The organism is Pseudomonas sp. NPDC089530, from assembly GCF_050280705.1.
Classification (GTDB): domain Bacteria; phylum Pseudomonadota; class Gammaproteobacteria; order Pseudomonadales; family Pseudomonadaceae; genus Aquipseudomonas.
Genome location: NZ_JBNNVU010000015.1, coordinates 72339 through 97336, shown reverse-complemented (window position 1 = coordinate 97336; position 24998 = coordinate 72339). Strand labels below are relative to the sequence as shown.

Here is a 24998-nt window from a genome sequence, read left to right as displayed (position 1 = left end):
GGTCTTTGTGGAAGGGGCTGCGGCCCAGTTCTTCAGGGCTGTGCAGCGGTTTTCCGAGGCGTTCGCGGGTAATGTCCGAGTTGGTGCCCTGCTCGAAGGTCGCGGTGATGGTCATGCTGCCGTCGGAGTTACTTTCCGAGGACACATAACGCAGGTTGTCGATACCGTTGAGCTGCTGCTCGATGACCTGGACCACGGTGTCTTGCACGGTTTGTGCGGAGGCGCCTGGGTAAGTCACGGAGATGGCGATCGCCGGAGGGGCGATGCTCGGGTATTGGTTGATCGGCAATTTGAGGATCGATAGAGCCCCGACCAGCATGATCACCAGGGCGATTACCCAGGCGAAGATCGGACGGTCGATAAAGAATTTCGACATGGTTTACTCCCCTTTGCCGCCTGCGGCTTTGTCAGTCGCCTGGGCAGGGGCCGGGTTTTTCGCTTGAACGTTGGTCGCCTCGCTGGCCTTGACTTCAACGCCAGGACGGACGAATTGCAGCCCTTCGGTAATCACGCGATCGCCGGCCTTCAGGCCGTCCTCGACCAGCCATTGGCTGCCGACGGTGCGGCTGGCCTTGAGCTGGCGCAGTTCGACCTTGTTGTCCGGGCCAACCACCAGCGCGGTCGGTGAGCCTTTGAGGTCGCGGGTCACACCTTGTTGCGGGGCGAGGATCGCCGCGGCATTCACGCCGGCCTGCAGTTGCGCATGTACGAACATGCCTGGCAGCAGAGTGTGTTCCGGGTTCGGGAACACGGCGCGCAGGGTCACGGAACCGGTGGTTTCGTCGACCGACACTTCGGAGAATTCCAGCTTGCCGTCGAGCTTGTACTGGCTGCCGTCTTCCAGGGTCAGCTTGACCTTGGCGGCGTTGTCGCCGGCTTTCTGCAGGCGGCCGCTTTCCAGCTCGCGGCGCAGTTCCAGCAGTTCCACCGACGACTGGGTGACGTCGACGTAGATCGGGTCGAGTTGCTGGATGGTCGCCATGGCGGCGGCCTGGCCGTTGCTGACCAGCGCGCCCTCGGTGACCGAGGAACGGCCGATGCGCCCGGAGATCGGCGCCAGCACCTTGGTGTAGCGCAGGTCGATCTGGGCGCTCTGCAGCGAGGCTTCCGATTGCAGGCGGTTGGCGACGGCGGTGTCGTATTCCTGGCGGCTCACGGCTTGTTCGTCGACCAGTTGCTTGTAGCGATCGGAGATCGACTTGGTCGATTGCAGGTTGGCCTGGGCGCTCTTGAGGGTCGACTCATAGACCGACGGATCGATCTGATAGAGCTGCTGGCCTTCCTTGACGTCGCCGCCTTCCTTGAACAGGCGCTTGAGAATGATGCCGTTGACCTGAGGACGCACTTCGGCGATCCGGAACGCGGTGGTGCGCCCTGGAAGCTCGGACGTCAGGGTAAAGGCTTGAGGTTGCAGGGTGACTACGCCGACCTGAGGGGCTGGCGGAGCGGGGGCCGCCTCTTCCTTTTTACATCCGCTGAGCAGCGATGCCAGGGCGACGGCAGTGACCAGAGCGGTAACAGCTGGCTTGAGTTGCATGAAGATCCTCGGGTCAGGCACGCAAAATGCGCACTCGAAAAGTGGAAGGGTAAAAAACGGGTGCTGAGTGGATAAGTAGCTTGCTAAGGAATATACTTACGTTCATGGTTGTTTGTAAATACCTTGGCGGCGTACCCATTCGGTTACAAAAACCGTTGCAAGGGGTGAATTGTAGGTTGGCTAAACGGCACCCGAGATGCCGTTCCATATTTATTCAGATGAGCTTCAAGCATCGCTGAAGCATCCTGATCGAGGTTTACTGCCATGGTCCGTCGTACCAAAGAAGAAGCTCAAGAAACCCGCAGGCAGATACTCGAGGCGGCCGAAAAGGCCTTCTACGAGCGCGGTGTGGCGCGTACCACCCTGGCGGATATCGCAACCCTGGCCGGGGTCACGCGTGGGGCTATCTACTGGCATTTCAGCAACAAGGCGGAGCTGGTGCAGGCCATGCTCGACAGCATGCGCGAGCCGCTGGATGAGTTGGCCAAGGCGAGTGAGAGCGAAGAGGAAGTCGACCCGCTGGGCTGCATGCGCAAACTGCTGATTCATTTGTTTCATCAAATTGCCCTGGACCCGAAAACCCGACGCATTAATGAGATTCTGTTTCACAAGTGCGAATTCACCGATGAAATGTGCGACTTGCGGCGCCAGCGTCGCGCGGCCAGCCTGGATTGCAACCTGCGTATCGAGCAGGCATTGCGCAATGCCGTGAATCGGGGGCAGTTACCCGAGAAACTCGATACTGCCCGCGCGGCCATCAGCATCCGCGCCTATATTGACGGCATTCTCTACCAGTGGCTGTTGGCGCCGGACAGTTTCGAACTCCATAAGGAAGCGGAGCGCTGGATCGATACTGGATTGGACATGCTGCGCCTGAGTCCCAGCCTGTGTAATTGAGACAAAATGCGGAATTACTTTGGCGGATGTCAACGTTTGCGCGTTATAAAGCGCAAGGTTTCATGCATGACGATTCGCCGGGATGCCTTTATATAGGGGGCGGCGCTATCTTGATAGATAGCGAGCTACGTATTTTGTAGGGAAATTGTTGCGGGTGTGTGAATGAGTGTGGGGACTGCGGCTTACAAGGGCGCCGAGCAACCTGTAAAAGGTATCGCGTTGATTTGCCTGGCGGTTCTGCTGTTCGCCAGCCACGACACCTTGTCCAAATACCTGTCCGGGTTCTATCCCATCGTCATGGTGGTCTGGGCCCGGTATGTGGTGCACACGTTGCTGATGCTGGTGGTCTTCGTGCCCCGCAGCGGTTTTTCCGCGGTGGTGCGCACCAAGCGCCCGGGCCTGCAGTTGTTGCGTGCCCTGTGCCTGATCGGCACCAGCCTGTTCTTCACCACCGGCCTGCGTTACATCCCCCTGGCCGAGGCCACGGCGGTCAACTTCCTCGCGCCTTTGCTGGTCACTGCCTTGTCCGTGCCGCTGCTGGGCGAGCGGGTGACCCGCAGCCAGTGGCTGGCGGTGCTGGCCGGGTTCATGGGCGTGTTGATCGTGATTCGTCCGGGCGGCGCGCTGTTCACCCCGGCGATCCTGCTGCCGTTATGCTCGGCCCTGTGTTTCGGCTTCTATCAATTGCTCACCCGCAAGCTCAGCGGGGTCGACAGCCCGACCACCAGCAACTTCCTCACCGGGATTCTCAACAGCCTGATCATGAGCGCGGCGCTGCCGTTCTTCTGGAGCACGCCGAGCCTGTGGCATGGCCTGTTCATGATCGGCCTCGGCACCTGCGGCATGCTCGGCCACCTGTTGCTGACCCAGGCGTTCCGCCATGCCGCGCCGGCGATGCTGGCGCCCTTCAGTTACGGGCAGATCCTATTCGCCGGGATGTACGGTTACCTGATCTTCGACCACACCCCGGACCGCTTCGGCATCGTCGGCATCGCGGTGATCTGCCTCAGCGGCCTGGCCGTGGCCTGGGGCCAGCGCAAACGCGGCTGAGCCCCCGGCGACCTGTAGGAGGCGCATGAAAAAGCCCCGGTTCTTGCGAGTCCGGGGCTTTTTTTGTCGCGGCGTCTTACAGCGCTGGGTAGTCGATGTAGCCGACCGGGCCCTGGGTGTAGAACAGTTCGGGGCGCGCTTCGTTCAGCGGCGCGTCGACCTGCAGGCGGGCCGGCAGGTCCGGGTTGGCGATGAAGGGCACGCCGAAGGCCACGGCATCGGCCTTGCCGCTGGCCAGCCAGGCGTTGGCGCTGTCCTTGGTGAAGCTTTCGTTGGCGATGTAGGGGCCGCCGAAGGCTTCTTTCAATTGCGGGCCGAGGCTGTCGGCGCCTTCTTGCTCCCGGGAGCAGATAAAGGCGATACCGCGCTTGCCCAGCTCGCGAGCGACGTAGGTGAAGGTTTGCGCGAGGCTTTCATCGCCCATGTCATGCAGGTCGGCGCGGGGGGACAGGTGCACGCCTACGCGGCCGGCGCCCCAGATTTCGATGGCGGCATCGGTCACTTCCAGCAGCAGGCGGGCACGGTTTTCCAGGGAACCGCCGTATTGGTCGGTGCGCTGGTTGGTGCTGCTTTGCAGGAACTGATCCAGCAGGTAACCGTTGGCCGCGTGGATTTCCACACCGTCGAAGCCGGCGGCCTTGGCGTTTTCGGCACCGACGCGGAAGGCGTCGACCACCTCGGCGATTTCAGCGGTTTCCAGGGCGCGCGGGGTCGGGAAGTCGACCAGCGGGCGTACCAGGCTGACGTGGCCCTTGGGCTGGATGGCGCTTGGCGCGACCGGGGCTTCGCCGTTCAGGTAGCTCGGGTGGGAAATCCGCCCGACGTGCCACAGTTGCAGGAAGATCTTGCCGCCTGCGCCGTGGATGGCCTTGGTCACGTTGGCCCAGCCACGCACCTGGTCGTTGGACCAGATGCCCGGGGTGTCCGGGTAGCCCACGCCCATCGGGGTCACCGAGGTGGCCTCGCTGAGGATCAGGCCGGCGGAGGCGCGCTGTACGTAGTACTCGGCCATCAGCGCGTTCGGCACGCGGCCCTCATCGGCACGGCAGCGGGTCAGCGGCGCCATGATGATGCGGTTGGACAGCTCGAGGTCGCCCAGTTTGATCGGATCGAAAATAGTCGTCATGCAATACACCCTTCTCTAGATGAACGTATCAGTTGGTTGCAGGAGCCAGTTCGGCTTGGCCGCCCTGGCGAAAGGTAATCAGCGTCACCAGCAGGGCCAGGATCGCCAGCGCGGCGGCCGCCAGCGGCACGCTGGTCAGGCCGTAGCCGTGAGCAATGACGCTGCCGCCGACCCAGGCCCCCAGGGCGTTGCCGATGTTGAAGGCGCCGATGTTCAGCGTGGACACCAGGCTGGGCGCGGCCTGGCCGAAGGTCACCACGTTCACTTGCAGGGCCGGCACCGCGGCGAAGCAGGCGGTGGCCCAGAGGAACAGGGTGATCTCGGTGGGGATCAGTGCGACGCTGGTCCAGCTCAGCACGGTCGAGACCACGGCCATGGCGATGAACACGCCGATCAGCGTGGCGCCCAGGCGCTTGTCCGCCAGTTTGCCGCCGATGATATTGCCCAGGGTCAGGCCCAGGCCGATCAGCACCAGGGTCCAGGTCACGCCGTGGGGCGAAACGCCGGTCACCTCGCCCAGCAGCGGGGCGACATAGGTGAACAGGGTGAACACCGAGGCGGCGAACAGCGCGGTCATGCTCAGCGACAGCCAGATCCCGGCGCCCTTGAGGGCGATCAGTTCCGAGCGCATGTCGAGTTTCTCTTCATCGCGCTTGGCCGGCAGGAAGCGGATCAGGCCGATCAGGGCAATCACGCCGATCAGGGTCACGGCCCAGAAGGTCGAACGCCAGCCGGCTTCCTGACCCAGCGCGGTGCCCAGCGGTACGCCGAGGACATTGGCCAGGGTCAGGCCGGTGAACATCAGGGCCACGGCCGAGGCACGCTTGTTGGCGGGCACCAGGCCTGCCGCGACCACCGAACCGATACCAAAGAAGGCGCCGTGGCACAGGGCGGTGACCACACGGGCGAACATCAGCACGTCGTAGTCACTGGCCAGCGCGCACAGCAGGTTGCCGACGATGAAAATCCCCATCAACGCCACCAGGGCGGCCTTGCGCGGCAGCCTGGCGGTGGCCAGGGCCATGAACGGCGCGCCGATGGCCACGCCCAGTGCGTAGCCGGTCACCAGCCAGCCGGCGCCGGGGATCGACACACCTAGGTCGTTCGCCACATCGGGCAGCAGGCCCATGATGACGAACTCGGTGGTGCCGATGGCGAAGGCGCTCAAGGCCAGGATGAGAAGCGAGAGGGGCATGGGTGTCGGGTCCTTGTCAGGGCGTGTTGCCCAGTTCTTTGGCGAGGGCTTCGAGGACGGCTTGGATCACGTCTTCGTTGCGTTTGAAAAAGTGCCACTGGCCGGCTTTCTGGCTGCTGATCAGGCCGGCCCGTTGCAGGGTCGCCAGGTGCGCCGACACGGTCGACTGCGACAGGCCGCAGCGTTGGTCGATCTGGCCGGCGCAGATGCCGTATTCGTGGTTGTGGGTCTGTTCGGGGAACTGGACCTTGGGGTCCTTGAGCCAGATAAGGATGTCTCGTCGTACTGGGTGCGCCAGAGCTTTTATTATTTCGTCGAGGTCGATGGACATGGCGGTGCTCGTATTCCGTAAAACGTTATATCGCGATGAGGCGAACTTTAAATCGTCATTTCGCGATATACCAATATGATTTTGATCTGAGATCAGCATGAATCGGTATATCGGGTTATAACGATATGTGAGTGGCAGTGCTAAGCTGCGCGGATGAATTATCTCGCACATCTGCACCTTGGCGGCCAGCGCCCCGGTCAATTGCTCGGCAGTCTGTACGGCGACTTCGTCAAAGGGCGCCTGCAGGGCCAGTTCGACCCCGAGATCGAGGCGGCCATCCAGCTGCATCGCAGCATCGATCTGTTTACGGACAGCCATCCGCTGGTAGGCGCGTCGCTGTCGCGTTTTTCCCTGACTCGCCGGCGTTATGCCGGCATCGTGCTGGACGTGTTTTTCGACCATTGCCTGGCCCGGGACTGGGCGCTGTATGCCGACCGGCCGCTGGCGCTGTTCACCTCGGACGTGTACCGGGTGCTGGCGGCCGAACCGCAATTGCCCGGGCGCCTGGCGCAGATCGCGCCGCATATGGCCGCCCATGACTGGCTGGGGTCCTACCGTGAGTTCGAGGTGCTGGAGCAGGTGTTGCGGGGGATCGCCCGGCGCCTGTCACGCCCGGAGGAGCTGGCGGCGGCGATGGGCGAGCTGGAGCGGCTGTATCAGCCGTTGAGCGAGGACTTCCGGGCGTTCTACCCGCAGTTGCAGGTATTTGCCGCGCAGCACATCCGCCCGGAGTAGGAGCCCGCGAGCGGGCTCCCACTGCAGCACTCAGGCGGCAATCAGATCGCCGGTATGAGCCGGTTCGGCGGGCTGGGCGATATCGCCGAACAACACCTTCTGCACTGCCTGTTGCGCCTGGAACGCCAGCGCGGCGCGTTCCTGGCCCTGGCAGGCGATGGGCTTGAGCAGATGGATCTCCACCCGGCCCTGGTCGTTGGCGAACAGGCGCATCAGGTGCGACAGCAGGTCGTCGTCGCCAACGAAGGGCGCCAGCGGATCGATAGCCCCGTCGCGCAGGTAACGAATCGCCACCGGCTGCAACGCCACCTCGGCCTCGATGGCGCTGGCCAGCAGGCGACCGTGGAAGGTGCGCAGGCTGCGACCGTCGGTGGTGGTGCCTTCGGGGAACATCAGCAGCGGGTGAGTCTGCTGCAGATGGCGAGTCATCTGCTTGCGGATCAACTGGCTGTCGCCCGAACCGCGACGGATAAACAGGCTACCGGCCTTGGCGGCCAGCCAGCCGGCCACCGGCCAGGTGCGTACTTCGGCCTTGGACAGGAACGACAGCGGCGTCAGCGCGCCGAGCAGCGGGATGTCGGTCCAGGACACATGGTTGCTGACCCACAGCATCGGCTGCTTCGGCAGTTGGCCATGCACGGTCACGGCGAAGGGCAGGGCATTGCTCAGGCGCGCCATGAAAAACCGCGACCAGCGCTGGCGCCGGACCATGGAATGGGCGATGCCCAGGCGCTCGAACACGCCAAAGATACTGGCCATGCTCAGGCCCAGCGCCACCACCAGCAGTACCCGGGCGATCCGCCCGTAGACCCGTAGCCGGCGCATCACACGGCCGCCTTGAAGTGGCGGGCGTAGCGCGGGCACAGCTCGTCGCGCTTGAGCAGGATGAACACGTCGGCCACCTGGAAGTCTTGGTCCCAGCAGGGCTCGCCGCAGATCTTCGCGCCCAGGCGCATGTAGGCCTTGAGCAGCGGCGGCATTTCGGCGATGACGTTGGACGGGATATCGAGGTTCGGCAGCGGGTTCTTCGGTTCGGCGCGCAGGTGTTCGGTGCACAGGTAACGTTCGCGCAGACGCTGCATGATCGCGTGGGCCTGCACGCCGCCGTCCTGCATCGGGATGCTGGCGCATCCCATCAGGTAGCTGTAGCCGCCCTGGTTAAGCACTTCGGCCAATTCGCCCCAGAGCACGGCGATGGTGCCGCCGTTGCGGTAGGCCGGGTCGACGCAGGTGCGACCGATTTCCAGGATCGGGCCCTTGAGCTGGACCAGGCCGTGCAGGCTGAATTCTTCTTCGCTGTAGAAACGCCCCAGGCTACTGGCAGCCTGGTGGTCGAGCAGGCGGGTGGTGGCGACCAGGCGCCCGGTACTCAAGTCACGTACACCGATGTGGCTGCAGTGAACATCATAGTCATCCATGTCCAGACCCAGCTCGGCGCCTTTCAGTTTGGCGTTGAACTCGCCGCTGAAAACGTTGAAGCGCAGGGCCTGGGCTTCTTGCAGGGCCGCGGCGCCAGTCAGGCGCTCGGCTTGCAGGCGGCGTTCATTGCCGGTGTCGCTGATGCGGGCGATCTGAGTCATTGTGAATCTCCGTGCGGGCCACTGACCCGCCTTGGGTTGCAGCCGGTCGACTTTGTTGTGCAAAGTCAGGCTATGTAGCCCCGGTGTCATCGCCATGAAGCTTTGGTGATGCTTGTATGACAGCCCCTGAGGACCCGCTTATGCCCTGGCAAGCCCTGCTGCACAGCCGTCGCCGACTGCCCGCCCACCCGGACCTGGCCGAAGGTTATGCGGCGTTGTTACAGGAACTGTTGTTACAGGAGCCGGGACCGGTGACGCCCTTCGAACTGGCGGTGCGCGGCGGGCGCCTGATGGCCACCCCGGGGCTGGCGTTCCTGGTGGGGTACCAGGCGGCCCTGCGCATGCTCTGGCCCAGCGCGCCGCTGAGCCTGGGCGCGCTGTGCGCTACCGAACAGCGCAGCCTGCGCCCGGCCGACATGCAGACCCGCCTGCAGGACCTGCACCTGAGCGGGCGCAAGGACTTCGTCACCGCCGGCGACGCCGCCGACTGGCTGCTGATCGCCGCCCGCTGCGAGGCGGCCGGCGAGTCGCCGCGCCTGAGCCTGGCGGTGGTCTATGCCGGCGAGCCCGGGGTCAAGGTGGAGAAATTGCCGGCGATCCCGCTGATGCCGGACATCAGCCACGGCCGCCTGCACCTCGACAACGCCCTGTGCGAACGGCTGGCGGGCGACGGCTGGGATGCCTACGTCAAACCCTTCCGCACCCTGGAAGACATTTATGTGCTCAGCGCCATGACGGCCTGGCTGTATGGCGTCGGCCAGGACCACGACTGGCCCCAGGCCCTGCTCCTGCAATTGCTGGCCTTGCTCGCCGGTTGTGCGGAAGTCAGCCGGCAGAACCCGTCCCTGGCCAGCGGGCATGTGTTGCTGGGCGGGTTGTTCGCCCAGTTCGACGGGCTCAAGCCGGCGATCGAGCAGGCCTTTGCCGATGGTCCGGCGCCCTGGGCCGAGTTGTGGAAACGCGATCGGGCGGTGCTGGACCTGGCGGCGGGGGCGCGGAGCAAGCGTCTGGCCAAGGCACTGGCCCTATAAAGACGCTGATCCTATAGAGGAAGAGCCGCTGCCCGGCGCAAAACTGTCATCTGCCTGGTCTACCCTCAGCGGGTTCTTCCACCCGAGTTCCCGCCATGCCCAAAGGCTTGACCCTGCTGCTCGCGCTGCTGTTCATGCTCCCCCCGGCCTGGGCCGAGAACTGGCCCGGCGAGCAATGGAGCAAAGGCCCCGCAGCCAGCGGCCCGGCCCTCGAAGCGCTGGAAAACTACGCCTTCGCACCCCGCAACGACGCGACCCGCCAGGGCATCCGCACCGACGCCTTGCTGGTGATCCGCGACGGCCAACTGATCTACGAGCGTTACGCCGGGCCGACCCAGGCCGACACCCCGCACCTGACCTGGTCCATTAGCAAGAGCCTGCTGGCCACGCTGCTGGGGGTGGCCTATGGCGAAGGGCGCTTTCAATTGCAGGACAAGGCCGCGAACTTTCTTCCCGCCTTGCGCCAGCACCCGGACATCCGCCTGGCCGACCTGCTGCACTGGGCTTCCGGCCTGGACTGGCAGGAGGACTACGAGTACGCGCCCCTGAAGTCCTCGGTGGTGGCCATGCTTTACACCCGCGGCCATGGCGACATGGCGAGCTTTACCGCCGAGCACCCGGCCTTCAGCGCGCCGGGGCAGGCGTTCCGCTATTCCAGCGGCGACAGCAACCTGCTGTCGGCGGCCCTCAAAGGCATGCTGGGGCCCCAGCGTTACGCCGACTATCCATGGCAGGCGCTGTTCGAGCCGCTGGGCATCCGCCAGGCCGTGTGGGAAAGCGACGCCAGCGGCACCTTCGTCGGTTCCTCCTATGCCTACCTCACCGCCCGGGACCTGGCGCGGGTCGGCTTGCTGATGTTGCGCGACGGACGCTGGGGCGAGCGCCAACTGCTGCCCAGGGACTGGGTCGAGTTCAATCGCACGCCGTTCGCCGGTTATCAGGCGAACCAGGACGACGCGGTGCCCGGCGGGCATTGGTGGCTCAACCGCGCCGTGGCCGGTAGCCCCTTGCCCTGGCCGGACGCGCCGGCCGACACCTTTGCGGCGTTGGGTCATTGGGGGCAAGCGTTGTACGTCATCCCCAGCGCCGGGCTGGTGATCGTGCGTTATGCCGACGACCGCGACGGCAGCTATGGCCATAACCAACTGCTCAAGCTCGCCCTCACGGCGTTCCCCCGGCAGGTGCAGCCATGAGCCGGCGTCCGTGGGTGGTGCGCCATCCCTGCGCCAGCCTGCTGTTGTTGGCGCTGCTGGGCCTGCTCGGCTGGGGCTGGCAGGAGCGGGTCGCCCTGGGGGCCTTCCCGGATATCCTCAGTGCCTACAGCGCCAAGGAGTACTGTTCCTGCCGCTATGTGATGCACAACGACGCCGAATACTGCCGGGGTTATGTGCGGCAATTCCTGCCGCTGAGCGAGCTGCGGGACGAGGCCGAGCGCAAGCGGGTCAGCGCCAGCGGCCTGGGCCGCAGCCACAGTGCGGCCTGGCTGGGCGAGCGCCAGGGTTGCCGACTGGAGCCCTGAACGGCCCCGCGCAACGACCGGTAAAGCTTTCCCGGGAACGGCCAGCCCCCGTGCCTGCGGGGTCACGCCAGCAGGTTCCACCCTGCGGAACCACATTCGATTGTCGCAGGCGACGGCTCGCGGTTATCTGAGGGCACGCCGCGATCACGCCTTGCTGCACCGTGAGACGCTCCGAAAAAAAGCACGGGATTGCACCCGGCCCGAGGAGATCCGTCATGACCCGCTTTCCGCATATCCTTGCCTGGCTCGACGACGTCGCCAGCGATCTGCGCGCCGTTCGCCAGGACATCCACGCCCACCCCGAACTCGGCTTCGAGGAGAACCGCACCGCGGCGCTGGTCGCCCGCGCCCTGGAGGACTGGGGCTACGAAGTGCATACCGGCGTCGGCCAGACTGGCGTGGTCGGTGTGCTGCGCAACGGCAGCAGCCCGCGCCGGCTCGGCCTGCGCGCCGACATGGACGCCTTGCCGATCGTCGAGGACAGCGGCGTGGCCTACAGCAGCCGCCACCGCGGCTGCATGCATGCCTGCGGGCATGACGGCCACACCGCCATGCTCCTCGGCGCGGCGCGCTACCTGGCGGCCACCCGCCGCTTCGATGGCACCCTGACCCTGATCTTCCAGCCAGCCGAAGAAGGCCAGGGCGGCGCCGAGGCGATGCTCGCCGACGGCCTGCTGGAACGTTTTCCCTGCGATGCGCTGTTCGGCATGCACAACATGCCGGGGCTGCCGGCCGGGCACCTGGGTTTTCGCGAAGGGCCGATGATGGCGTCCCAGGATCTGCTCACCGTGACCCTCGAAGGCGTCGGCGGACACGGTTCGATGCCGCACCTGACGGTCGATCCGCTGGTGGCCGCAGCCAGTGTGGTGATGGCCCTGCAAACCGTGGTGGCGCGCAATATCGACGCCCAGGAGGCGGCGGTGGTGACGGTCGGGGCCTTGCAGGCCGGCGAGGCTGCCAACGTCATCCCGCAGCAGGCGCTGCTGCGCCTGAGCCTGCGGGCACTGAACGCACCGGTGCGCCAACAGATGCTCGACCGGGTCAAGGCCATCATCCACACCCAGGCCCAGAGCTTCGGCTGCGTTGCCAGCATCGAGCACCGTCCGGCCTACCCGGTGCTGGTCAACAGCCCGGCGGAAACCGAGTTCGCCCGCCAGGTCGGGGTGGCACTGCTGGGCGAGCAGGCGGTCGACGGCAACACGCGCAAGCTGATGGGCAGCGAAGACTTCGCCTGGATGCTGCAGCGCTGCCCCGGCAGCTACCTGTTCATCGGCAACGGCCTGTCCCGGCCGATGGTTCACAACCCCGGTTACGACTTCAACGACGACATCCTGCTGACCGGCGCGGCCTATTGGGCAGCGCTGGCCGAGAGCTGGCTCGAGCCGGCCTGAGTTTGCCCCCTTTCTTCTGCCGCTGAATCGGGCGCCCAGGGCGCCCGGCACTTCCCATAAGGCTCGGCTCTCAGCCAGAGAGGCTGTACCGAGAAGCCCGACAAGAATAGAAGGACAGCGCCCATGCACACCCCGAGATCCAGTGTTTCGCGTACCCGGCAAGTGGTCGCCGCCGTGATCGGCAATGCCCTGGAGTGGTACGACTTCATCGTCTACGGCTTCCTGGCCAGCATCATCGCCCGGCAGTTTTTCCCTTCCGACGACGACTACGCCTCGCTGCTGATGGCCCTGGCCACCTTCGGCGTAGGCTTCTTCATGCGTCCGGTGGGCGGCGTCCTGCTGGGCATCTATTCGGATCGCAAGGGCCGCAAGGCTGCCATGCAACTGATCATCCGCCTGATGACGGTGTCCATCGCCCTGATCGCCTTCGCCCCCAACTACGCGGCCATCGGCATGGGCGCGCCGCTGCTGATCGTGGTGGCGCGCATGCTCCAGGGCTTCGCCACCGGCGGTGAATACGCCAGCGCCACGGCTTTCCTGGTGGAAAGCGCGCCGGCCCATCGCAAGGGCCTGTATGGCTCCTGGCAATTGGTCGGGCAATGCCTGGCGGTGTTCTCCGGGGCGGCGATGGTGGCGTTGGTCACCCACCTGTTCGCGCCGCAAACCCTTGACCTGTGGGGCTGGCGCCTGCCGTTCGTGCTCGGTTTGCTGATCGGCCCGGTGGGGCTGTGGATCCGCAAGTACATGGAAGAGCCGGAAGCCTTCGTCGAGGCCCGCCGGCAGGTGCGCGGCAATGGCCCGGGCCTGCTGCAGGTGATCCGTGAGCACCGGCGCAGCATCCTGGTGTCCATGGGCCTGGCCTGTGGGGCGACGGTGTCGTTCTACGTGGTGCTGGTGAACATGCCGACCTTCGCCCACAAGAACCTGGGGTTGCCGCTGGACCAGGTGCTGCTGGTGCAGATGTTCGCGGTGGCGCTGATGACCCTGGTGATTCCGTTGTCCGGTGCCTTGTCGGACCGACTGGGTCGGCGTCCGGTGCTGCTGGCCTTCACCCTGGCGTTTTTCGTCATGGTGTATCCGCTGTACGTCTGGGTGGCCGCGGCGCCCTCGATCGAACGTCTGCTGCTGATGCAGGTGCTGCTGTGCAGCGTCATCGGCGGTTTTTTCGGCCCGGCGCCGACGGCACTGGCCGAGCAGTTCCCGGTGCAGGTGCGCTCCACCGGGGTGTCGGTGGCCTATAACGTGGCGGTCATGGTGTTCGGCGGCTTCGCGCCGCTGATCGTGACCTGGCTCAGCAAGGTGCTGGGCACCCCGGTGGCGCCGGCTTTCTATGTGCTCTTTGCTTGTCTGTTGACGCTATTGGGCACCTATTGCCTGCATGAGGCACCCAAAGCGCCGAAACCGGACACACTGAATTTAGGGGTGAAGCCTTGATGGATAGCGCAGAACGGAATATCGACCCCATCGTGGCCCTGGGGGCCATCGAACTGTCCCGGGCGATCCATGCCCGGGAGTTTTCCTGCCGCGAGGTGATGGCGGCCTACCTGGACCGGATCGAGGGCTGCAACCCGCGGGTCAATGCCCTGGTGTCCCTGCGCGAACGCTCGGTGCTGCTGACCGAGGCCGACGAGCGCGACCGCCAGTTGAGCCGCGGCCAATCCATGGGCTGGATGCACGGCATGCCCCAGGCGATCAAGGATCTGGCGGCCACCGCCGGATTGCGCACGACTTTGGGCTCACCGCTGTTCGCCGAGCAGGTACCGGTCCACGATGCCATCAGCGTGGCGCGGGTCCGGGCCAGTGGGGCGCTTATCGTCGGCAAGAGCAACGTGCCGGAGTTCGGCCTGGGTTCGCAGACCTACAACAACGTGTTCGGCACCACCGGCAATGCCTATGACCCGACACTGAATGCCGGCGGCAGCAGCGGCGGGGCGGCGGTGGCCCTGGCGATGCGCATGCTACCGGTGGCCGATGGCAGCGACATGATGGGTTCGCTGCGCAATCCGGCCGCTTTCAACAACGTCTTTGGCCTGCGCCCGTCCCAGGGCCGGGTGCCCCATGGCCCGGCCCCGGAGCTGTTCGTCCAGCAATTGGCCACTGAAGGCCCGATGGGTCGCAGCGTGGTCGACGTCGCCCGGCTGCTGGCGACCCAGGCCGGGTACGACCCGCGGGTGCCCTTGTCGTCGAAGGAGGATCCGGCGATCTTCAATGAGCCTCTGGAGCGGGACTTTCGCGGTGCTCGCCTGGGCTGGCTGGGGGATTACGACGGCTATCTGGCCATGGACGATGGCGTGCTGGCGCTGTGTGAAGGGGCGCTGGAGGATTTCCGCCAATTGGGCTGCGAGGTCGAAGCCTGCCAGCCGGAGTTTTCCATGGCGGCGCTCTGGCAGTGTTGGCTGGCGCACCGGCATTGGCTGGTGCAGGGCAGCCTGGGGCCGCTGTACGCCGACCCGCGACAGCTGCGCTTGCTCAAGCCCGAGGCGCAGTGGGAGGTCGATGGCGGGTTGCGCTTGAGCGCGGCGGATATCTACCGCGCCTCGCAGGTGCGCAGCGACTGGTACCGGGCCCTGGAGCGGCTATTCGAGCGTTACGATTTCCTGCTGCTGCCCAGCGCCCAGGTGTTCCCTTTCGATGCAAGGACGCCCTGGCCGCGGGTGGTCGGCGGGCGGGAGATGGACACCTACCATCGCTGGATGGAGGTGGTGATCGGCCCGACCCTGGCGGGCCTGCCGAGCCTGAGCGTGCCGGTCGGCTTCAATCCGGCGGGGTTGCCCATGGGCATGCAGATCATCGGCCCGGCCCAGGCCGACCGGGCGGTGTTGCAACTGGGCCATGCCCACGAACAGCTGACGCAGTGGGTCAGGCGCCGGCCGCCCAGTCATCCGCTGTAATCATCGGCCTGAGTGGCGCGGGTTTGGCAGGCCCGCATCTTGCTGCGGGAAACGCTCATCCATCCGCTTATCAGGGAGGTCGGCCCATGGCCAGCAAGGTAGAAACCGGCAGTGTGCGTTCGGTCGAGCGGGCGTTGGCGATCGTCGAACTGCTGGGCCAGCACCAGGCCCTGGGCCTGGAAGAACTGCACTACCTGACGGCGCTGCCCAAGGCCACGGTCTCGCGCATGCTCCTGACGTTGCAGGAGCAGGGCTGGATCTATCGTGGCCTCAGCGACCGACGCTACCGCCTGTGCGCCAGGCGGCTGTTCGGCGACCAGCAGCAACGCTTCAAGCGGCAACTGGTGGAGCGTGCCGCCCCCTGGTTGCAGGCGTTGAGCGAGCGCACCGGGCTGGTGGTCGACCTGTCGTGTTTCGACGGCGAGCGCCTGGAGGTCATGGAAAGCTCGATCCCGGCGGTATTGCGCAAGCGTTATCCGCACAACTGCCAGATCGTCGGCCACTATTCGAGCCTGTTCCATTCGGCGATGGGCAAGGCCTGCCTGGCCGAGCTGGATCACGAGCAGGTCCACCGCCTGGCCGTCCGCGAGCAGATCCCCCAGGAGGAGCAGTACCGCGCCTGCGAACAGTCCCAGCATCAGGGCTTCGGCCAGCGCACCGAGGGGTACTGGGAGTACCCGGTCCGCCTGCCGTTCCTGATCCGCGCCGTGGCCTTGCCGCTGCGGGACCAGGGCCGGCTGGTGGGCAGCATGGCCCTGCACTGGCCGATGGACCAGGCGCCGGTGGAGCGGATCCTGAGCCTGCACCTGGCCAGCCTCGAGGCCACCGTGCATGAGGTCGAGCGCAGCCTGGCTTGAGCTGTAGCCGCCCTGTAGCCGCTGTCGAGCGACAGCGAGGCTGCGCCCGGGCGCGCAGCGGCCGCAAGCCAGGCGATGCGGTATTTTTCAGGTACCCGGTACGTAGACCCTGCGAGGACTGCGTCGGAGTGTCGCCCACCTCGAACGGCTATAGGAGCGCCGGGGATCTTTTGCGGCTTTGCGCACTCTCAGAATTCGCCGTTCAGGCCCGCTCGCTGTTTGCAAGCGCCCGCGGGCCGGTTAAGGTTCGGCTCAGATTTCTCGACCCCATGAGTCTTCAATGTTCAACCTGTCTTTTCCCAAAGCCCTGGCCGCTTTGCTGCTGGCCGGCGCGACCTTGCCAGCCCAGGCCAACTGGTACCTGGACAACGAGTCCTCGCGCCTGTCTTTCGTCACCAGCAAAAACGCCAATGTCGCCGAGGTCCAGCGTTTCCTGGTCCTGCACGGCAAGGTCGATGCCAAGGGCATGGCACGGCTGGAAGTCGAGCTGGACTCGATCAACAGCGGGATCCCGCTGCGCGATGAGCGCATGCGCAAGGAACTGTTCGAGATCGCCCAGCACCCGGACGCCGTGATCGATGCGCAGATCGATCTGCAACCGATCAAGGACCTGGCGCCCGGCGCCCAGATCGAACTGCGCCTGCCGGTCAACGTTACGCTGCACGGCAAGCAGCACGAATACGCCGCCGAACTCCTGGCCACGCGCCTGGACGACCGGCGTTTCCAGGTGGTGACCCTGGAGCCGCTGGTGCTCAATGCCGCCGATTTCGACCTGCTGCCGGGGCTGGAAAGCCTGCGCCAGGCCGCCGGTCTGTCGGCGATCAGCCTGTCGGTGCCGGTGGGTGCGGTGCTGATCTTCACGGCGCGCTGAGATGGCGGGCGCGGTCTTTCCCTGGCGTGAAGGCAATCGCTTCGAGTTGCTGGTCGACGGCCCGAGTTTTTTCCCGCGGATGCTGGTGGCGATTGCCCGTGCCCGGGAGCAGGTGGAGCTGGAGCTGTACCTGGTGGAGGCGGGCGCCTGTGCCGAGGCCATGGTCCAGGCGCTGGTCCAGGCCGCCGAGCGTGGGGTGCGGGTACGTTGCCTGTTCGATGACTACGGCAGCCTGGCGTTCACCTTGGGCCTGCGCCAGCGCCTGATGGGCGCCGGGGTCGAGCTGCGTTTCTACAATCGCCTGAGCTGGCGCCGTGGGGTGCGCAATCTGTACCGCGATCACCGCAAGTTGCTGCTGGTGGACCAGGAACTGGCGGTGGTCGGCGGCACCGGGGTCACCGATGAGTTCTGGAACCCGTTGCAGGACAGCTGCGACTGGCATGAAGTCATGGTGGAAATCAGCGGCCCGCTGGTGCTCGACTGGCAGCTGCTGTTCGACCGGCAGTGGATCGCCAACCGTCGTCGCACCGCCTGGAAGCCGGCCTCGCACTTCGGCCTGCCACGTCTGCCGCGGGTACCGGCCCAGGGCCCGGGGCTGGGCCGGGTGGCCTATGCCGACGCCCGGCAACACCGCGACATCCTGCAATCGCTGGTGCGCGCGCTGAACAGCGGGCAACGGCGGATCTGGCTGGCGACCCCGTATTTCCTGCCGACCTGGAAGGTCCGGCGCTCCCTGCGCCGCGCGGCTGGGCGCGGGGTGGACGTGCGGCTGCTGCTGACTGGGCCGCGTACCGATCACCCGTCGGTGCGTTATGCCGGGCATCGTTATTACCCGCGCCTGCTGCGGGCCGGGGTGAAGATCTTCGAATACCAGCCACGCTTCCTGCACCTGAAGATGGTGTTGATCGACGATTGGGTGAGCATCGGCTCGTGCAACTTCGACCACTGGAACCTGCGCTTCAACCTCGAAGCCAACCTCGAGGCCCTCGACGCGTCGCTGACCGATGCGGTGGTCGCGAGCTTTCTCACCGACTTCGACCAGAGCCAGGAAGTCAGCCTCGAAGCCTGGAAGAACCGCCCGTTGTGGCGGCGGATCAAGCAGCGGGTCTGGGGCTGGGTGGACCGGGTGGTGGTGAACCTGCTGAACAGCCGCGACTGAGCCTGTAGGAGCCAAGCTTGCTGGCGATGCAGGCGACGGGGTGTGTCAGGCGGATCGCTATTGCGGGCAAGCCTCGCTCCTGCACAAATGCGGGAGCGAGGTTGCGGGGGAGGGTTACAGCAGTTCGAAGCTCTGTTGCTTGACGTCCCGGGAATCCAGGCCGATCTCGACCTTGAACTCGCCCGGTTCCGCGGCGTACTTGAGCTGGGCGTTGTAGAACTTCAAGTCGTCTTCGCTGATGCTGAAACGGATCACCTTCTGTTCGCCAGCCTTGAGCTGCACTTTCTGGAAGTCCTTGAGTTCCTTGATCGGGCGGATCATGGAGCCGGCGACGTCCTGGATGTACAGCTGCACTACGGTTTCGCCGTCGCGCTTGCCGGTGTTTTTCACGGTGACGCTGGCGTCGAGCTTGCCGGTCTTGTTCAGCGTGGTCGACGACAGGGCCATGTCCGACAGACTGAACGTGGTGTAGCTCAGGCCATAACCGAACGGAAACAGGGGGCCGGTGGTGTCGTCGAAATACTGCGAGGTGTAGTTGCCCGGCTTGCCCGGGGTGAACGGCCGGCCGATGGTCAGGTGGTTGTAGTAGGTCGGGATCTGCCCCACCGAACGCGGGAAGGTGATCGGCAACTTGCCCGACGGGTTGTAGTCGCCGAACAGCACATCGGCGATGGCGTTGCCGCCTTCGGTGCCGCTGAACCAGGTTTCCAGGATCGCGTCGGCCTGTTCGTTCTCTTCGAGCAGCGACAGCGGCCGGCCGTTCATCAGCACCAGCACCAGCGGCTTGCCGGTGGCCTTGAGGGCCTTGATCAGCTCGCGCTGGCTGGCCGGGATGTGCAGGTCGGTGCGGCTGGAGGATTCGTGGGACATGCCCCGGGATTCGCCCACCGCAGCCACTACCACGTCAGCCTGCTGCGCGGCCTTCACCGCTTCGTCGATCATCTGCTGCGCCGGACGTGGGTCGTCCACCACTTCCGGGGCATCGAAGTTGAGGAAGTTCAGGTAGTCGACCACCTTCTGGTCGGCGGTGATGTTCGAGCCACGGGCGTAGATCAGTTGCGCCTGGTCGCCCAGGGCGCGGCTCATGCCGTCGTACAGGGTGACCGACTGCGCCGGCACGCCGGCGGCGGCCCAGCTGCCCATCATGTCGATCGGTGCCTTGGCCAGCGGGCCGACCAGGGCGATCTTGCCGGCCTTTTTCAGCGGCAGGGTGTCGTTGGCGTTCTTCAGCAGCACTTGGCTGCGGCGCGCCACATCGCGGGCTTCGTCGCGGTGCAGGCGGCTTTCGGCGTTGGTGTCGGCCGGGTCCTGCTCGGCCTTGCCGATGCGCAGGTACGGGTCGGCGAACAGGCCCATGTCGTACTTGGCGGCCAGCACTTCGCGCACGGCGTTGTCCAGGTCGCGCTGGCTGACGTCGCCGGACTTGATCAGCCCCGGCAGCTCCTTGGCGTACAGCGAGTCGTTCATGCTCATGTCGATGCCGGCCTTGATCGCCAGCTTGGCCGCTTCGCGACCGTCCTTGGCCACGCCGTGGCGCATCAGCTCGACGATGGCGCCGTGGTCGCTCACCGCCAGGCCCTTGAAGCCCCACTCCTTGCGTAGCAGGTCGTTCATCAGCCAGGTGTTGGAGGTGGCCGGCACGCCGTTGATCGAGTTCAGCGCCACCATCACCCCGCCGGCACCGGCGTCGATCGCGGCGCGGTAGGGCGGCAGGTAGTCCTGGTACATCTTCACCGGGCTCATGTCGACGACGTTGTAGTCCCGGCCGCCTTCCACCGCGCCGTACAGGGCGAAGTGCTTGACGCTGGCCATGATGCTGTCGGCGTGCTGCGGGCTGTCGCCCTGGTAGGCCTTGACCATCACCTTGGCGATGCGCGAGACCAGGTAGGTGTCTTCGCCGAAGCCTTCGGAAGTGCGGCCCCAGCGGGGGTCGCGGGAGATGTCGACCATCGGCGCGAAGGTGATGTCCAGGCTGTCGGCGCTGGCTTCCTGGGCGGCGATGCGCCCGGAGCGGCCGATGGCGTCCATGTCCCAGCTCGAGGCCAGGGCCAGGGGGATCGGGAAGATGGTGCGGTGGCCGTGGATCACGTCATAGGCGAAGAACATCGGGATCTTCAGCCGGCTGCGCATGGCCGCGTCCTGCATCGGCCGGTTTTCCGGACGGGTGATGGAGTTGAAGGTGCCGCCGATGCGCCCAGCGGCGATTTCCTTGCGGATCATCTCGCGGGGCATTTCCGGACCGATGCTGATCAGGCGCAACTGGCCGATCTTTTCATCGAGGGTCATCTGCTTGAGCAGGTTGTCGATGAAGGCGTCCTTGTTCTGCAGGACCGCCGGCGAAAAGGGTTTTTCCTGGGAGGATTCTGGCGCGGTAGCGGCCAGGGCAGGGTGACTGGCCAGGCTGACCAGCAGGCCCAGCAAACACAGCTTCTTCATGAATATTGTTCTCTAGGGCCTAAAACAGACGCGATAACCACGCGTCGAGCAGCCGAAAATGGGGGGCGGCTATTGTTGTCCGGATAAATGCAGCACACTTCCGAATCTTTTTCGCGCAGGGCATCTTTTAGCCGATTGGCCCGATGCAATCCAGTCGTCGCGGCAGATTATGCCTGATGCGTCCGGTTTGCAGGGGGCACAGGCTCCGGTGGCGTAGGTTGCAGTGGTGGTGGAGGTAGCCTTGACGGCGGCGGATCGTCAGGCGGCAGGACTAACAATAATCGATGGGTATGGGAAAACATGGCATTACTGAGTGAGTACGAACAACGCCAGGTCGCCGAGGCGATTGCCCGGGTCGAGCAGCAGACCGATGCCGAGCTGGTCACCGTGCTGGCCGCCCGCGCCGACGACTACGCCTACATTCCGCTGCTCTGGGCCAGCCTGCTGGCGCTGATCGTGCCGGGGGTGGTGCATTACGCCACCGGCTGGCTGAGCATGCACCTGTTGCTGCTGGTGCAATGGGCGGTGTTTATCGTGCTGTGCCTGGTGTTCCGCATCCCGCGGATCACCCGCCACTTGATACCGCGCTCGGTGCGCCACTGGCGCGCCTCGAACCTGGCGCGCCGGCAGTTTCTCGAACAGAACCTGCACCACACTGTCGGCAGTACCGGGATGCTGATCTTCGTCTGCGAGGCCGAGCGCTATGTGGAGATCCTGGTGGACGAAGGCATTTCCCGGCGCCTGGACGCCAAAAGCTGGGACGCCATCGTCCAGGCCTTCACCCGGCAGGTGAAACAGGGCCAGACCCTGCAGGGCTTCATCACCTGCATCGAGGCCTGCGGCGAACTGCTCAAGGTGCATGTGCCGCTGACCCATGTGCGCAACGAATTGCCCAACCGCCTGGTGATACTGGGCTGACCCCGCTCCTGTAGATACCGTCTTGCCCGTTACCGGGCAAGCGCCCACTTCGTGGTCGATCGCAGCCTGCGGCAGCGGCTACAGGGGGTAAGTCCCGTCAAATCTGCGCCGCCGGGTAAATAACTCCGTGCCCCCGCCGGCCATCCCCCCTAAAATACCCGCCATTCCCCGATTCACCCCGCACCGCCCGAGGCGCCTTTTACATGTCTGCAACCGCTACCCCCGCCAGCCTCGCGCCGGACCATCACGCCCAGTTTCTCGACCTGCTGGACACCAGCCTGGCGCAGAACGCCTTTATCAAGCTGGTACTGGCCAAGCACGTGGGGGCCGAGGCGGACCTGCAGCGGATCATCATCAAGCAAGTGACGGTCAAGGAGCAGCCGTGCCTGTCCTTCGTCTACCGCTACAAGACCCGCGATATCACCAAGAATTTCCCCCTCGCCGAGGGCGTGGCGCTGATCGCCGCACTGCTGCCAGCCTCGTTCAAGAACGCGCACCTGCTGTCGCTCACCGATGAGGTGCAGTTGGAATACAGCAAGAAGGGCAAGAGTTCGCTGTTCAAGGGCAAGGCCCAGCAGCAGCGCGAAGTGCCGTCCGCCGAGCACAACCGCGAGAAGAACCGCTACCTGGAGCTGAGCCGGCCGTTCCTCACCGATCTGGGGGTGACCAACAAGCAGCATGAGCTGATCCCGGCGATGTCGCGCAAGTGGAAGCAGATCAACAAGTTCATCGAGGTCTTCAGCCATGCGTTGAGCTCCTCGCCGATCGACCTGCAACAGCCGGTGCGGGTGGCGGACTTCGGTTCCGGCAAGGGCTACCTGACCTTCGCCATCCACGATTACCTGTGCAACACCTTGCAGGCCCAGGGGCAGGTGACCGGCGTCGAGCTGCGCGAAGACATGGTGACCCTGTGCAATACCGCGGCGGCGCGCCTGGAGCATCGGGGCCTGGAATTCAAATGCGGCGACGTGCGCAGCGTGGCGCCGAGCGAACTGGATGTGATGATCGCCCTGCATGCCTGCGATATCGCCACCGACTACGCGATCCACACCGGCATCCGTTCCGGCGCGTCGATCATCATGTGCTCGCCGTGCTGCCACAAGCAGATCCGCCCGCAGATGCAGAGCCCGGCGCTGCTCAAACCGATGCTGCAATACGGCCTGCACCTGGGGCAGCAGGCGGAGATGGTCACCGACAGCCTGCGCGCGCTGTTCCTCGAAGCCTGCGGCTACGAGACCAAGGTCTTCGAATTCATCTCCCTGGAACACACCAACAAGAACAAGATGATCCTCGCGGTCAAACGCGCCGAGTCTCAGGACCCGAGCCAACTGCTGGCGAAGATCGGCGAACTCAAGGCGTTCTACCACATCAGCGAACACTGCCTGGAAACCCTGCTCAAGGCCGACGGCTACCTGGCCTGAGCCCTACACCGGCCCTTGCAATCGGCCCTGACACGTCCCTGTAGCCGCTGCCGAGCAACGCGAGGCTGCGATCGGCCCCGCAGGGGCCGCAAAACCTGACGACGCGGTACATCTGAACGATCGAAGCAGCCGCCCTTGCGCCGGCTGCGCCGTCGTTCGTCCGAACGCGGCCCGAACCTGCGGCAGCGGCTACACCCGTACCGGCGCTGCGGGACGCACAGCCGTCTTGCGCCCAAGCATCACGGTGAGGATCACCCCCACGGCGAACAGCCAGGTGACCGGTTCCACCCGCTCGCCGAAGAACAGCGCCGAAAAGGCGATGGTGAAGAAGATATGCAACAACTGGATCTGGCTGACCCGGGCGATGCCGCCCATGGCCAGCCCGGCGTACCAGGCAAAAAAACCGATGAACTGCGAGAACAGCGCCACGTAGCCGAAGGCCCACCAGGTCTTCGCCGAGACCGCGCCCTGGTGCTGCGCCGCCAGGTACCACACCGGGCCGATCAACAACGGCGTCGACAGCACCAGCGCCCAGCAGATCACCTGCCAGCCGCCCATCTCCCGGGCCAGCCGGCCACCTTCGGCATAACCCAGGCCGCCGACCGCAATCGCGCCGAGCATCAGCAGATCGCCGGCCTGGATACTGCCGGCGCCGCTGATCAGCGCATAACCCAGCACCAGCGCACTGCCCAGCGCCGCGCAACCCCAGAAGGCCCTGGACGGCCGCTCATGGGACAGCCACGCGGCGTACAGCGCCACGCACAGCGGCTGCAGGCCGTTGACCAGTGCGCCGTGGGAGGCCGGCAGGGTCTGCATGGCCCAGGCCGACAGTACTGGAAAGCCCAGGATCACCCCGGCGATCACCAGGGAGAGGCCCTTGAGCTGCTGCCAGGTCGGCCATTTTTCCCGGCGCCAGAGCAACAGGATCGCCGCCGGAATCGCCGCGAACAGCGCCCGCCCCAGGCCGTTGAGCAGCGGATGCAGTTCCTGCACCACGATGCGGGTGAAGGGCAGGGTCAGGCTGAAAATAACCACGCCGAGCAGGCCCAGGGCCATGCCGGTATTTTCACGGGAAGACATGATGGCGACCGTTTTCTTGTAGGAAGGACAGGGGCATTCATCTAGCCATAAACCCTGCGCAGCGCCCTGTAACAGCTGTACGCAGAGTTGTCCGTACAGTTCGGCCCTCCACGGCGCGACGGGGGCACGCTTTTTTGTAGGAGCGAGGCTTGCCCGCGATGAACGATGACGCGGTGTACCAGGAAATCCGCGTCGCCTTTATCGCGGGCAATCGAGCGTCGACCGGCCGCTCCTACAGAAGAAGGCGTTGCGGCGTAGTACCGGGTTATTACCCGGCATCGCCGATAAGGACTACCTTGAACACTCCTGTTTTCCCTTGAAGAGGAGTCATCCCCATGGCCGCGAAAAAAATCCTCATGCTGGTCGGCGATTACGTCGAGGACTACGAAGTGATGGTGCCGTTCCAGGCGCTGCTGATGGTCGGCCACACCGTGCATGCGGTGTGCCCCGACAAGCAGGCCGGGCAGACCGTGCGCACCGCGATCCATGACTTCGAGGGCGACCAGACCTACAGCGAAAAGCCGGGCCATCAGTTCGTCCTGAACTTCGATTTCGCCAAGGTCGAGGCCGCCGCTTACGACGCGCTGCTGATCCCCGGCGGGCGGGCCCCGGAATACCTGCGGCTGAACGAAAAAGTCCTGCAACTGGTGCAGGCCTTCGACAAGGCCGGCAAGCCGATTGCCGCGGTTTGCCACGGCGCGCAACTGCTGGCCGCGGCGGGCATTCTCGAAGGTCGCGAGTGCAGCGCCTACCCGGCCTGCGCTCCGGAAGTGCGCCTGGCCGGTGGCACCTATATCGATATCACGGTGACGGACAGCCACGTTCAAGGCAATCTGGCGACGGCTCCGGCCTGGCCGGCGCACCCGAGCTGGCTGGCCGGTTTCCTCGGCCTGCTGGGCACCAAGATCACGCTGTAAACAGCTGGCGCTCCGCCGTTGCCGCCTTATCGGGGCGATAGCAGAGCGCCCGCTCA

24 protein-coding genes are annotated in these 24998 nt (G+C 65.2%); 15 read left to right on the top strand and 9 right to left on the bottom strand.

All coding sequences use genetic code 11. The features are described 5' to 3' along the window. Positions 1-376: efflux RND transporter permease subunit (locus ACQKQA_RS08985; protein WP_427555712.1), on the bottom strand; the 376-nt coding region annotated here is incomplete at its 3' end. Between the two features lie 3 nt (positions 377-379). Beyond that, a complete protein-coding gene (gene emhA / locus ACQKQA_RS08980) occupies positions 380-1537 on the bottom strand; it encodes an efflux RND transporter periplasmic adaptor subunit EmhA (protein WP_427555709.1) in 1158 nt (385 codons plus the stop codon). 264 nt (positions 1538-1801) lie between these two features. On the opposite strand from emhA, the gene emhR reads away from it, so the two are divergent. Together emhR and ACQKQA_RS08970 are read left to right on the top strand one after the other, a co-directional pair. Beyond that, positions 1802-2434 carry an efflux system transcriptional repressor EmhR gene (gene emhR, locus ACQKQA_RS08975; protein WP_427555706.1) on the top strand — a complete coding sequence of 211 codons (633 nt, stop codon included), beginning with the start codon at positions 1802-1804 and terminating at the stop codon, positions 2432-2434. 162 nt (positions 2435-2596) lie between these two features. Continuing rightward, a complete protein-coding gene (locus ACQKQA_RS08970; RefSeq protein WP_427555704.1) occupies positions 2597-3484 on the top strand; it encodes a DMT family transporter in 888 nt (295 codons plus the stop codon). Between the two features lie 76 nt (positions 3485-3560). On the opposite strand, the gene ACQKQA_RS08965 is transcribed toward ACQKQA_RS08970, so the two are convergent. Genes ACQKQA_RS08965 through ACQKQA_RS08955 form a run of 3 tightly spaced genes read right to left on the bottom strand, consistent with a single transcriptional unit; the run spans position 3561 to position 6136 of the window. Next, positions 3561-4610, bottom strand: a complete 1050-nt coding sequence (locus tag ACQKQA_RS08965; protein WP_427555701.1) for an alkene reductase — start codon at positions 4608-4610, stop codon at positions 3561-3563. Between the two features lie 28 nt (positions 4611-4638). Then, complete coding sequence (locus ACQKQA_RS08960) at positions 4639-5805, bottom strand: MFS transporter (RefSeq protein WP_427555697.1); 1167 nt, start codon at positions 5803-5805, stop codon at positions 4639-4641. Positions 5806-5821: 16 nt separating this feature from the next. Further along, complete coding sequence (locus ACQKQA_RS08955; protein WP_427555694.1) at positions 5822-6136, bottom strand: ArsR/SmtB family transcription factor; 315 nt, start codon at positions 6134-6136, stop codon at positions 5822-5824. Between the two features lie 153 nt (positions 6137-6289). Here ACQKQA_RS08955 and ACQKQA_RS08950 point away from each other — a divergent pair, with 153 nt between their 5' ends. Further along, positions 6290-6871 (top strand): ACP phosphodiesterase, encoded by a 582-nt coding sequence (locus ACQKQA_RS08950; RefSeq protein WP_427555691.1) that lies wholly within the window; start codon positions 6290-6292, stop codon positions 6869-6871. A gap of 30 nt (positions 6872-6901) precedes the next feature. Here ACQKQA_RS08950 and ACQKQA_RS08945 read toward each other — a convergent pair whose 3' ends face one another. Continuing rightward, positions 6902-7696, bottom strand: coding sequence for a lysophospholipid acyltransferase family protein (locus ACQKQA_RS08945; protein WP_427555688.1), 795 nt, complete (start codon positions 7694-7696; stop codon positions 6902-6904). Then, on the bottom strand, positions 7696-8451 hold the full coding sequence (gene olsB, locus ACQKQA_RS08940; RefSeq protein ID WP_427555685.1) for an L-ornithine N(alpha)-acyltransferase: 756 nt from the start codon (positions 8449-8451) through the stop codon (positions 7696-7698). The genes ACQKQA_RS08945 and olsB overlap by 1 nt, the downstream gene beginning before the upstream one ends. A 140-nt stretch (positions 8452-8591) precedes the next feature. On the opposite strand from olsB, the gene ACQKQA_RS08935 reads away from it, so the two are divergent. The 9 genes from ACQKQA_RS08935 to ACQKQA_RS08895 all read left to right on the top strand — a co-directional run bounded on the left by ACQKQA_RS08935 (position 8592) and on the right by ACQKQA_RS08895 (position 18170). Next, positions 8592-9482 carry an acyl-CoA dehydrogenase gene (locus ACQKQA_RS08935; RefSeq protein ID WP_427555682.1) on the top strand — a complete coding sequence of 297 codons (891 nt, stop codon included), beginning with the start codon at positions 8592-8594 and terminating at the stop codon, positions 9480-9482. Positions 9483-9577: 95 nt separating this feature from the next. Beyond that, entirely contained in the window at positions 9578-10675 is a 1098-nt protein-coding gene (locus ACQKQA_RS08930) for a serine hydrolase domain-containing protein (protein ID WP_427555680.1), read from the top strand. Then, a complete protein-coding gene (locus ACQKQA_RS08925) occupies positions 10672-11001 on the top strand; it encodes an amidase (protein WP_427555677.1) in 330 nt (109 codons plus the stop codon). The genes ACQKQA_RS08930 and ACQKQA_RS08925 overlap by 4 nt, the downstream gene beginning before the upstream one ends. Before the next feature lie 215 nt (positions 11002-11216). Beyond that, complete coding sequence (locus tag ACQKQA_RS08920) at positions 11217-12392, top strand: M20 aminoacylase family protein (protein ID WP_427555674.1); 1176 nt, start codon at positions 11217-11219, stop codon at positions 12390-12392. A gap of 123 nt (positions 12393-12515) precedes the next feature. Then, entirely contained in the window at positions 12516-13826 is a 1311-nt protein-coding gene (locus ACQKQA_RS08915) for a citrate-proton symporter (RefSeq protein ID WP_427555671.1), read from the top strand. Continuing rightward, entirely contained in the window at positions 13826-15283 is a 1458-nt protein-coding gene (locus ACQKQA_RS08910) for an amidase (RefSeq protein ID WP_427555668.1), read from the top strand. Before ACQKQA_RS08915 ends, ACQKQA_RS08910 begins: the two co-directional genes overlap by 1 nt. Before the next feature lie 86 nt (positions 15284-15369). Beyond that, positions 15370-16140: an IclR family transcriptional regulator gene (locus ACQKQA_RS08905; protein WP_427555665.1), complete on the top strand. Its 771-nt coding sequence runs from the start codon at positions 15370-15372 to the stop codon at positions 16138-16140. Between the two features lie 280 nt (positions 16141-16420). Next, the gene (locus ACQKQA_RS08900) at positions 16421-17011 is read left to right on the top strand and encodes a YceI family protein (protein ID WP_427555663.1); all 591 of its coding nucleotides are present in this window, start codon (positions 16421-16423) and stop codon (positions 17009-17011) included. Position 17012: 1 nt separating this feature from the next. Next, positions 17013-18170 carry a phospholipase D-like domain-containing protein gene (locus ACQKQA_RS08895; protein ID WP_427555660.1) on the top strand — a complete coding sequence of 386 codons (1158 nt, stop codon included), beginning with the start codon at positions 17013-17015 and terminating at the stop codon, positions 18168-18170. A 114-nt stretch (positions 18171-18284) separates the two neighbouring features. Here the strand turns inward: ACQKQA_RS08895 and bglX are convergent, their stop codons facing one another. After that, complete coding sequence (gene bglX / locus ACQKQA_RS08890) at positions 18285-20606, bottom strand: beta-glucosidase BglX (protein ID WP_427555657.1); 2322 nt, start codon at positions 20604-20606, stop codon at positions 18285-18287. Positions 20607-20906: 300 nt separating this feature from the next. On the opposite strand from bglX, the gene ACQKQA_RS08885 reads away from it, so the two are divergent. Next, positions 20907-21524, top strand: coding sequence for a TPM domain-containing protein (locus tag ACQKQA_RS08885; RefSeq protein ID WP_427555655.1), 618 nt, complete (start codon positions 20907-20909; stop codon positions 21522-21524). Positions 21525-21727: 203 nt separating this feature from the next. Continuing rightward, positions 21728-22945 (top strand): class I SAM-dependent methyltransferase, encoded by a 1218-nt coding sequence (locus tag ACQKQA_RS08880; protein ID WP_427555653.1) that lies wholly within the window; start codon positions 21728-21730, stop codon positions 22943-22945. Positions 22946-23134: 189 nt separating this feature from the next. Here ACQKQA_RS08880 and ACQKQA_RS08875 read toward each other — a convergent pair whose 3' ends face one another. Then, positions 23135-24025, bottom strand: a complete 891-nt coding sequence (locus ACQKQA_RS08875; protein WP_427555650.1) for a DMT family transporter — start codon at positions 24023-24025, stop codon at positions 23135-23137. Between the two features lie 335 nt (positions 24026-24360). On the opposite strand from ACQKQA_RS08875, the gene ACQKQA_RS08870 reads away from it, so the two are divergent. Next, on the top strand, positions 24361-24942 hold the full coding sequence (locus tag ACQKQA_RS08870; protein ID WP_427555648.1) for a DJ-1/PfpI family protein: 582 nt from the start codon (positions 24361-24363) through the stop codon (positions 24940-24942). Positions 24943-24998 lie beyond the last annotated feature (56 nt).

What these genes read in the sequence shown, in the direction of transcription:
- emhA (WP_427555709.1), bottom strand. Translation starts at nt 1,537, where the DNA reads ATGCAACTCAAGCCAGCTGTTACCGCTCTGGTCACTGCCGTCGCCCTG.
- emhR (WP_427555706.1), top strand. Translation starts at nt 1,802, where the DNA reads ATGGTCCGTCGTACCAAAGAAGAAGCTCAAGAAACCCGCAGGCAGATA.
- ACQKQA_RS08970 (WP_427555704.1), top strand. Translation starts at nt 2,597, where the DNA reads ATGAGTGTGGGGACTGCGGCTTACAAGGGCGCCGAGCAACCTGTAAAA.
- ACQKQA_RS08965 (WP_427555701.1), bottom strand. Translation starts at nt 4,610, where the DNA reads ATGACGACTATTTTCGATCCGATCAAACTGGGCGACCTCGAGCTGTCC.
- ACQKQA_RS08960 (WP_427555697.1), bottom strand. Translation starts at nt 5,805, where the DNA reads ATGCCCCTCTCGCTTCTCATCCTGGCCTTGAGCGCCTTCGCCATCGGC.
- ACQKQA_RS08955 (WP_427555694.1), bottom strand. Translation starts at nt 6,136, where the DNA reads ATGTCCATCGACCTCGACGAAATAATAAAAGCTCTGGCGCACCCAGTA.
- ACQKQA_RS08950 (WP_427555691.1), top strand. Translation starts at nt 6,290, where the DNA reads ATGAATTATCTCGCACATCTGCACCTTGGCGGCCAGCGCCCCGGTCAA.
- ACQKQA_RS08945 (WP_427555688.1), bottom strand. Translation starts at nt 7,696, where the DNA reads ATGCGCCGGCTACGGGTCTACGGGCGGATCGCCCGGGTACTGCTGGTG.
- olsB (WP_427555685.1), bottom strand. Translation starts at nt 8,451, where the DNA reads ATGACTCAGATCGCCCGCATCAGCGACACCGGCAATGAACGCCGCCTG.
- ACQKQA_RS08935 (WP_427555682.1), top strand. Translation starts at nt 8,592, where the DNA reads ATGCCCTGGCAAGCCCTGCTGCACAGCCGTCGCCGACTGCCCGCCCAC.
- ACQKQA_RS08930 (WP_427555680.1), top strand. Translation starts at nt 9,578, where the DNA reads ATGCCCAAAGGCTTGACCCTGCTGCTCGCGCTGCTGTTCATGCTCCCC.
- ACQKQA_RS08925 (WP_427555677.1), top strand. Translation starts at nt 10,672, where the DNA reads ATGAGCCGGCGTCCGTGGGTGGTGCGCCATCCCTGCGCCAGCCTGCTG.
- ACQKQA_RS08920 (WP_427555674.1), top strand. Translation starts at nt 11,217, where the DNA reads ATGACCCGCTTTCCGCATATCCTTGCCTGGCTCGACGACGTCGCCAGC.
- ACQKQA_RS08915 (WP_427555671.1), top strand. Translation starts at nt 12,516, where the DNA reads ATGCACACCCCGAGATCCAGTGTTTCGCGTACCCGGCAAGTGGTCGCC.
- ACQKQA_RS08910 (WP_427555668.1), top strand. Translation starts at nt 13,826, where the DNA reads ATGGATAGCGCAGAACGGAATATCGACCCCATCGTGGCCCTGGGGGCC.
- ACQKQA_RS08905 (WP_427555665.1), top strand. Translation starts at nt 15,370, where the DNA reads ATGGCCAGCAAGGTAGAAACCGGCAGTGTGCGTTCGGTCGAGCGGGCG.
- ACQKQA_RS08900 (WP_427555663.1), top strand. Translation starts at nt 16,421, where the DNA reads ATGTTCAACCTGTCTTTTCCCAAAGCCCTGGCCGCTTTGCTGCTGGCC.
- ACQKQA_RS08895 (WP_427555660.1), top strand. Translation starts at nt 17,013, where the DNA reads ATGGCGGGCGCGGTCTTTCCCTGGCGTGAAGGCAATCGCTTCGAGTTG.
- bglX (WP_427555657.1), bottom strand. Translation starts at nt 20,606, where the DNA reads ATGAAGAAGCTGTGTTTGCTGGGCCTGCTGGTCAGCCTGGCCAGTCAC.
- ACQKQA_RS08885 (WP_427555655.1), top strand. Translation starts at nt 20,907, where the DNA reads ATGGCATTACTGAGTGAGTACGAACAACGCCAGGTCGCCGAGGCGATT.
- ACQKQA_RS08880 (WP_427555653.1), top strand. Translation starts at nt 21,728, where the DNA reads ATGTCTGCAACCGCTACCCCCGCCAGCCTCGCGCCGGACCATCACGCC.
- ACQKQA_RS08875 (WP_427555650.1), bottom strand. Translation starts at nt 24,025, where the DNA reads ATGTCTTCCCGTGAAAATACCGGCATGGCCCTGGGCCTGCTCGGCGTG.
- ACQKQA_RS08870 (WP_427555648.1), top strand. Translation starts at nt 24,361, where the DNA reads ATGGCCGCGAAAAAAATCCTCATGCTGGTCGGCGATTACGTCGAGGAC.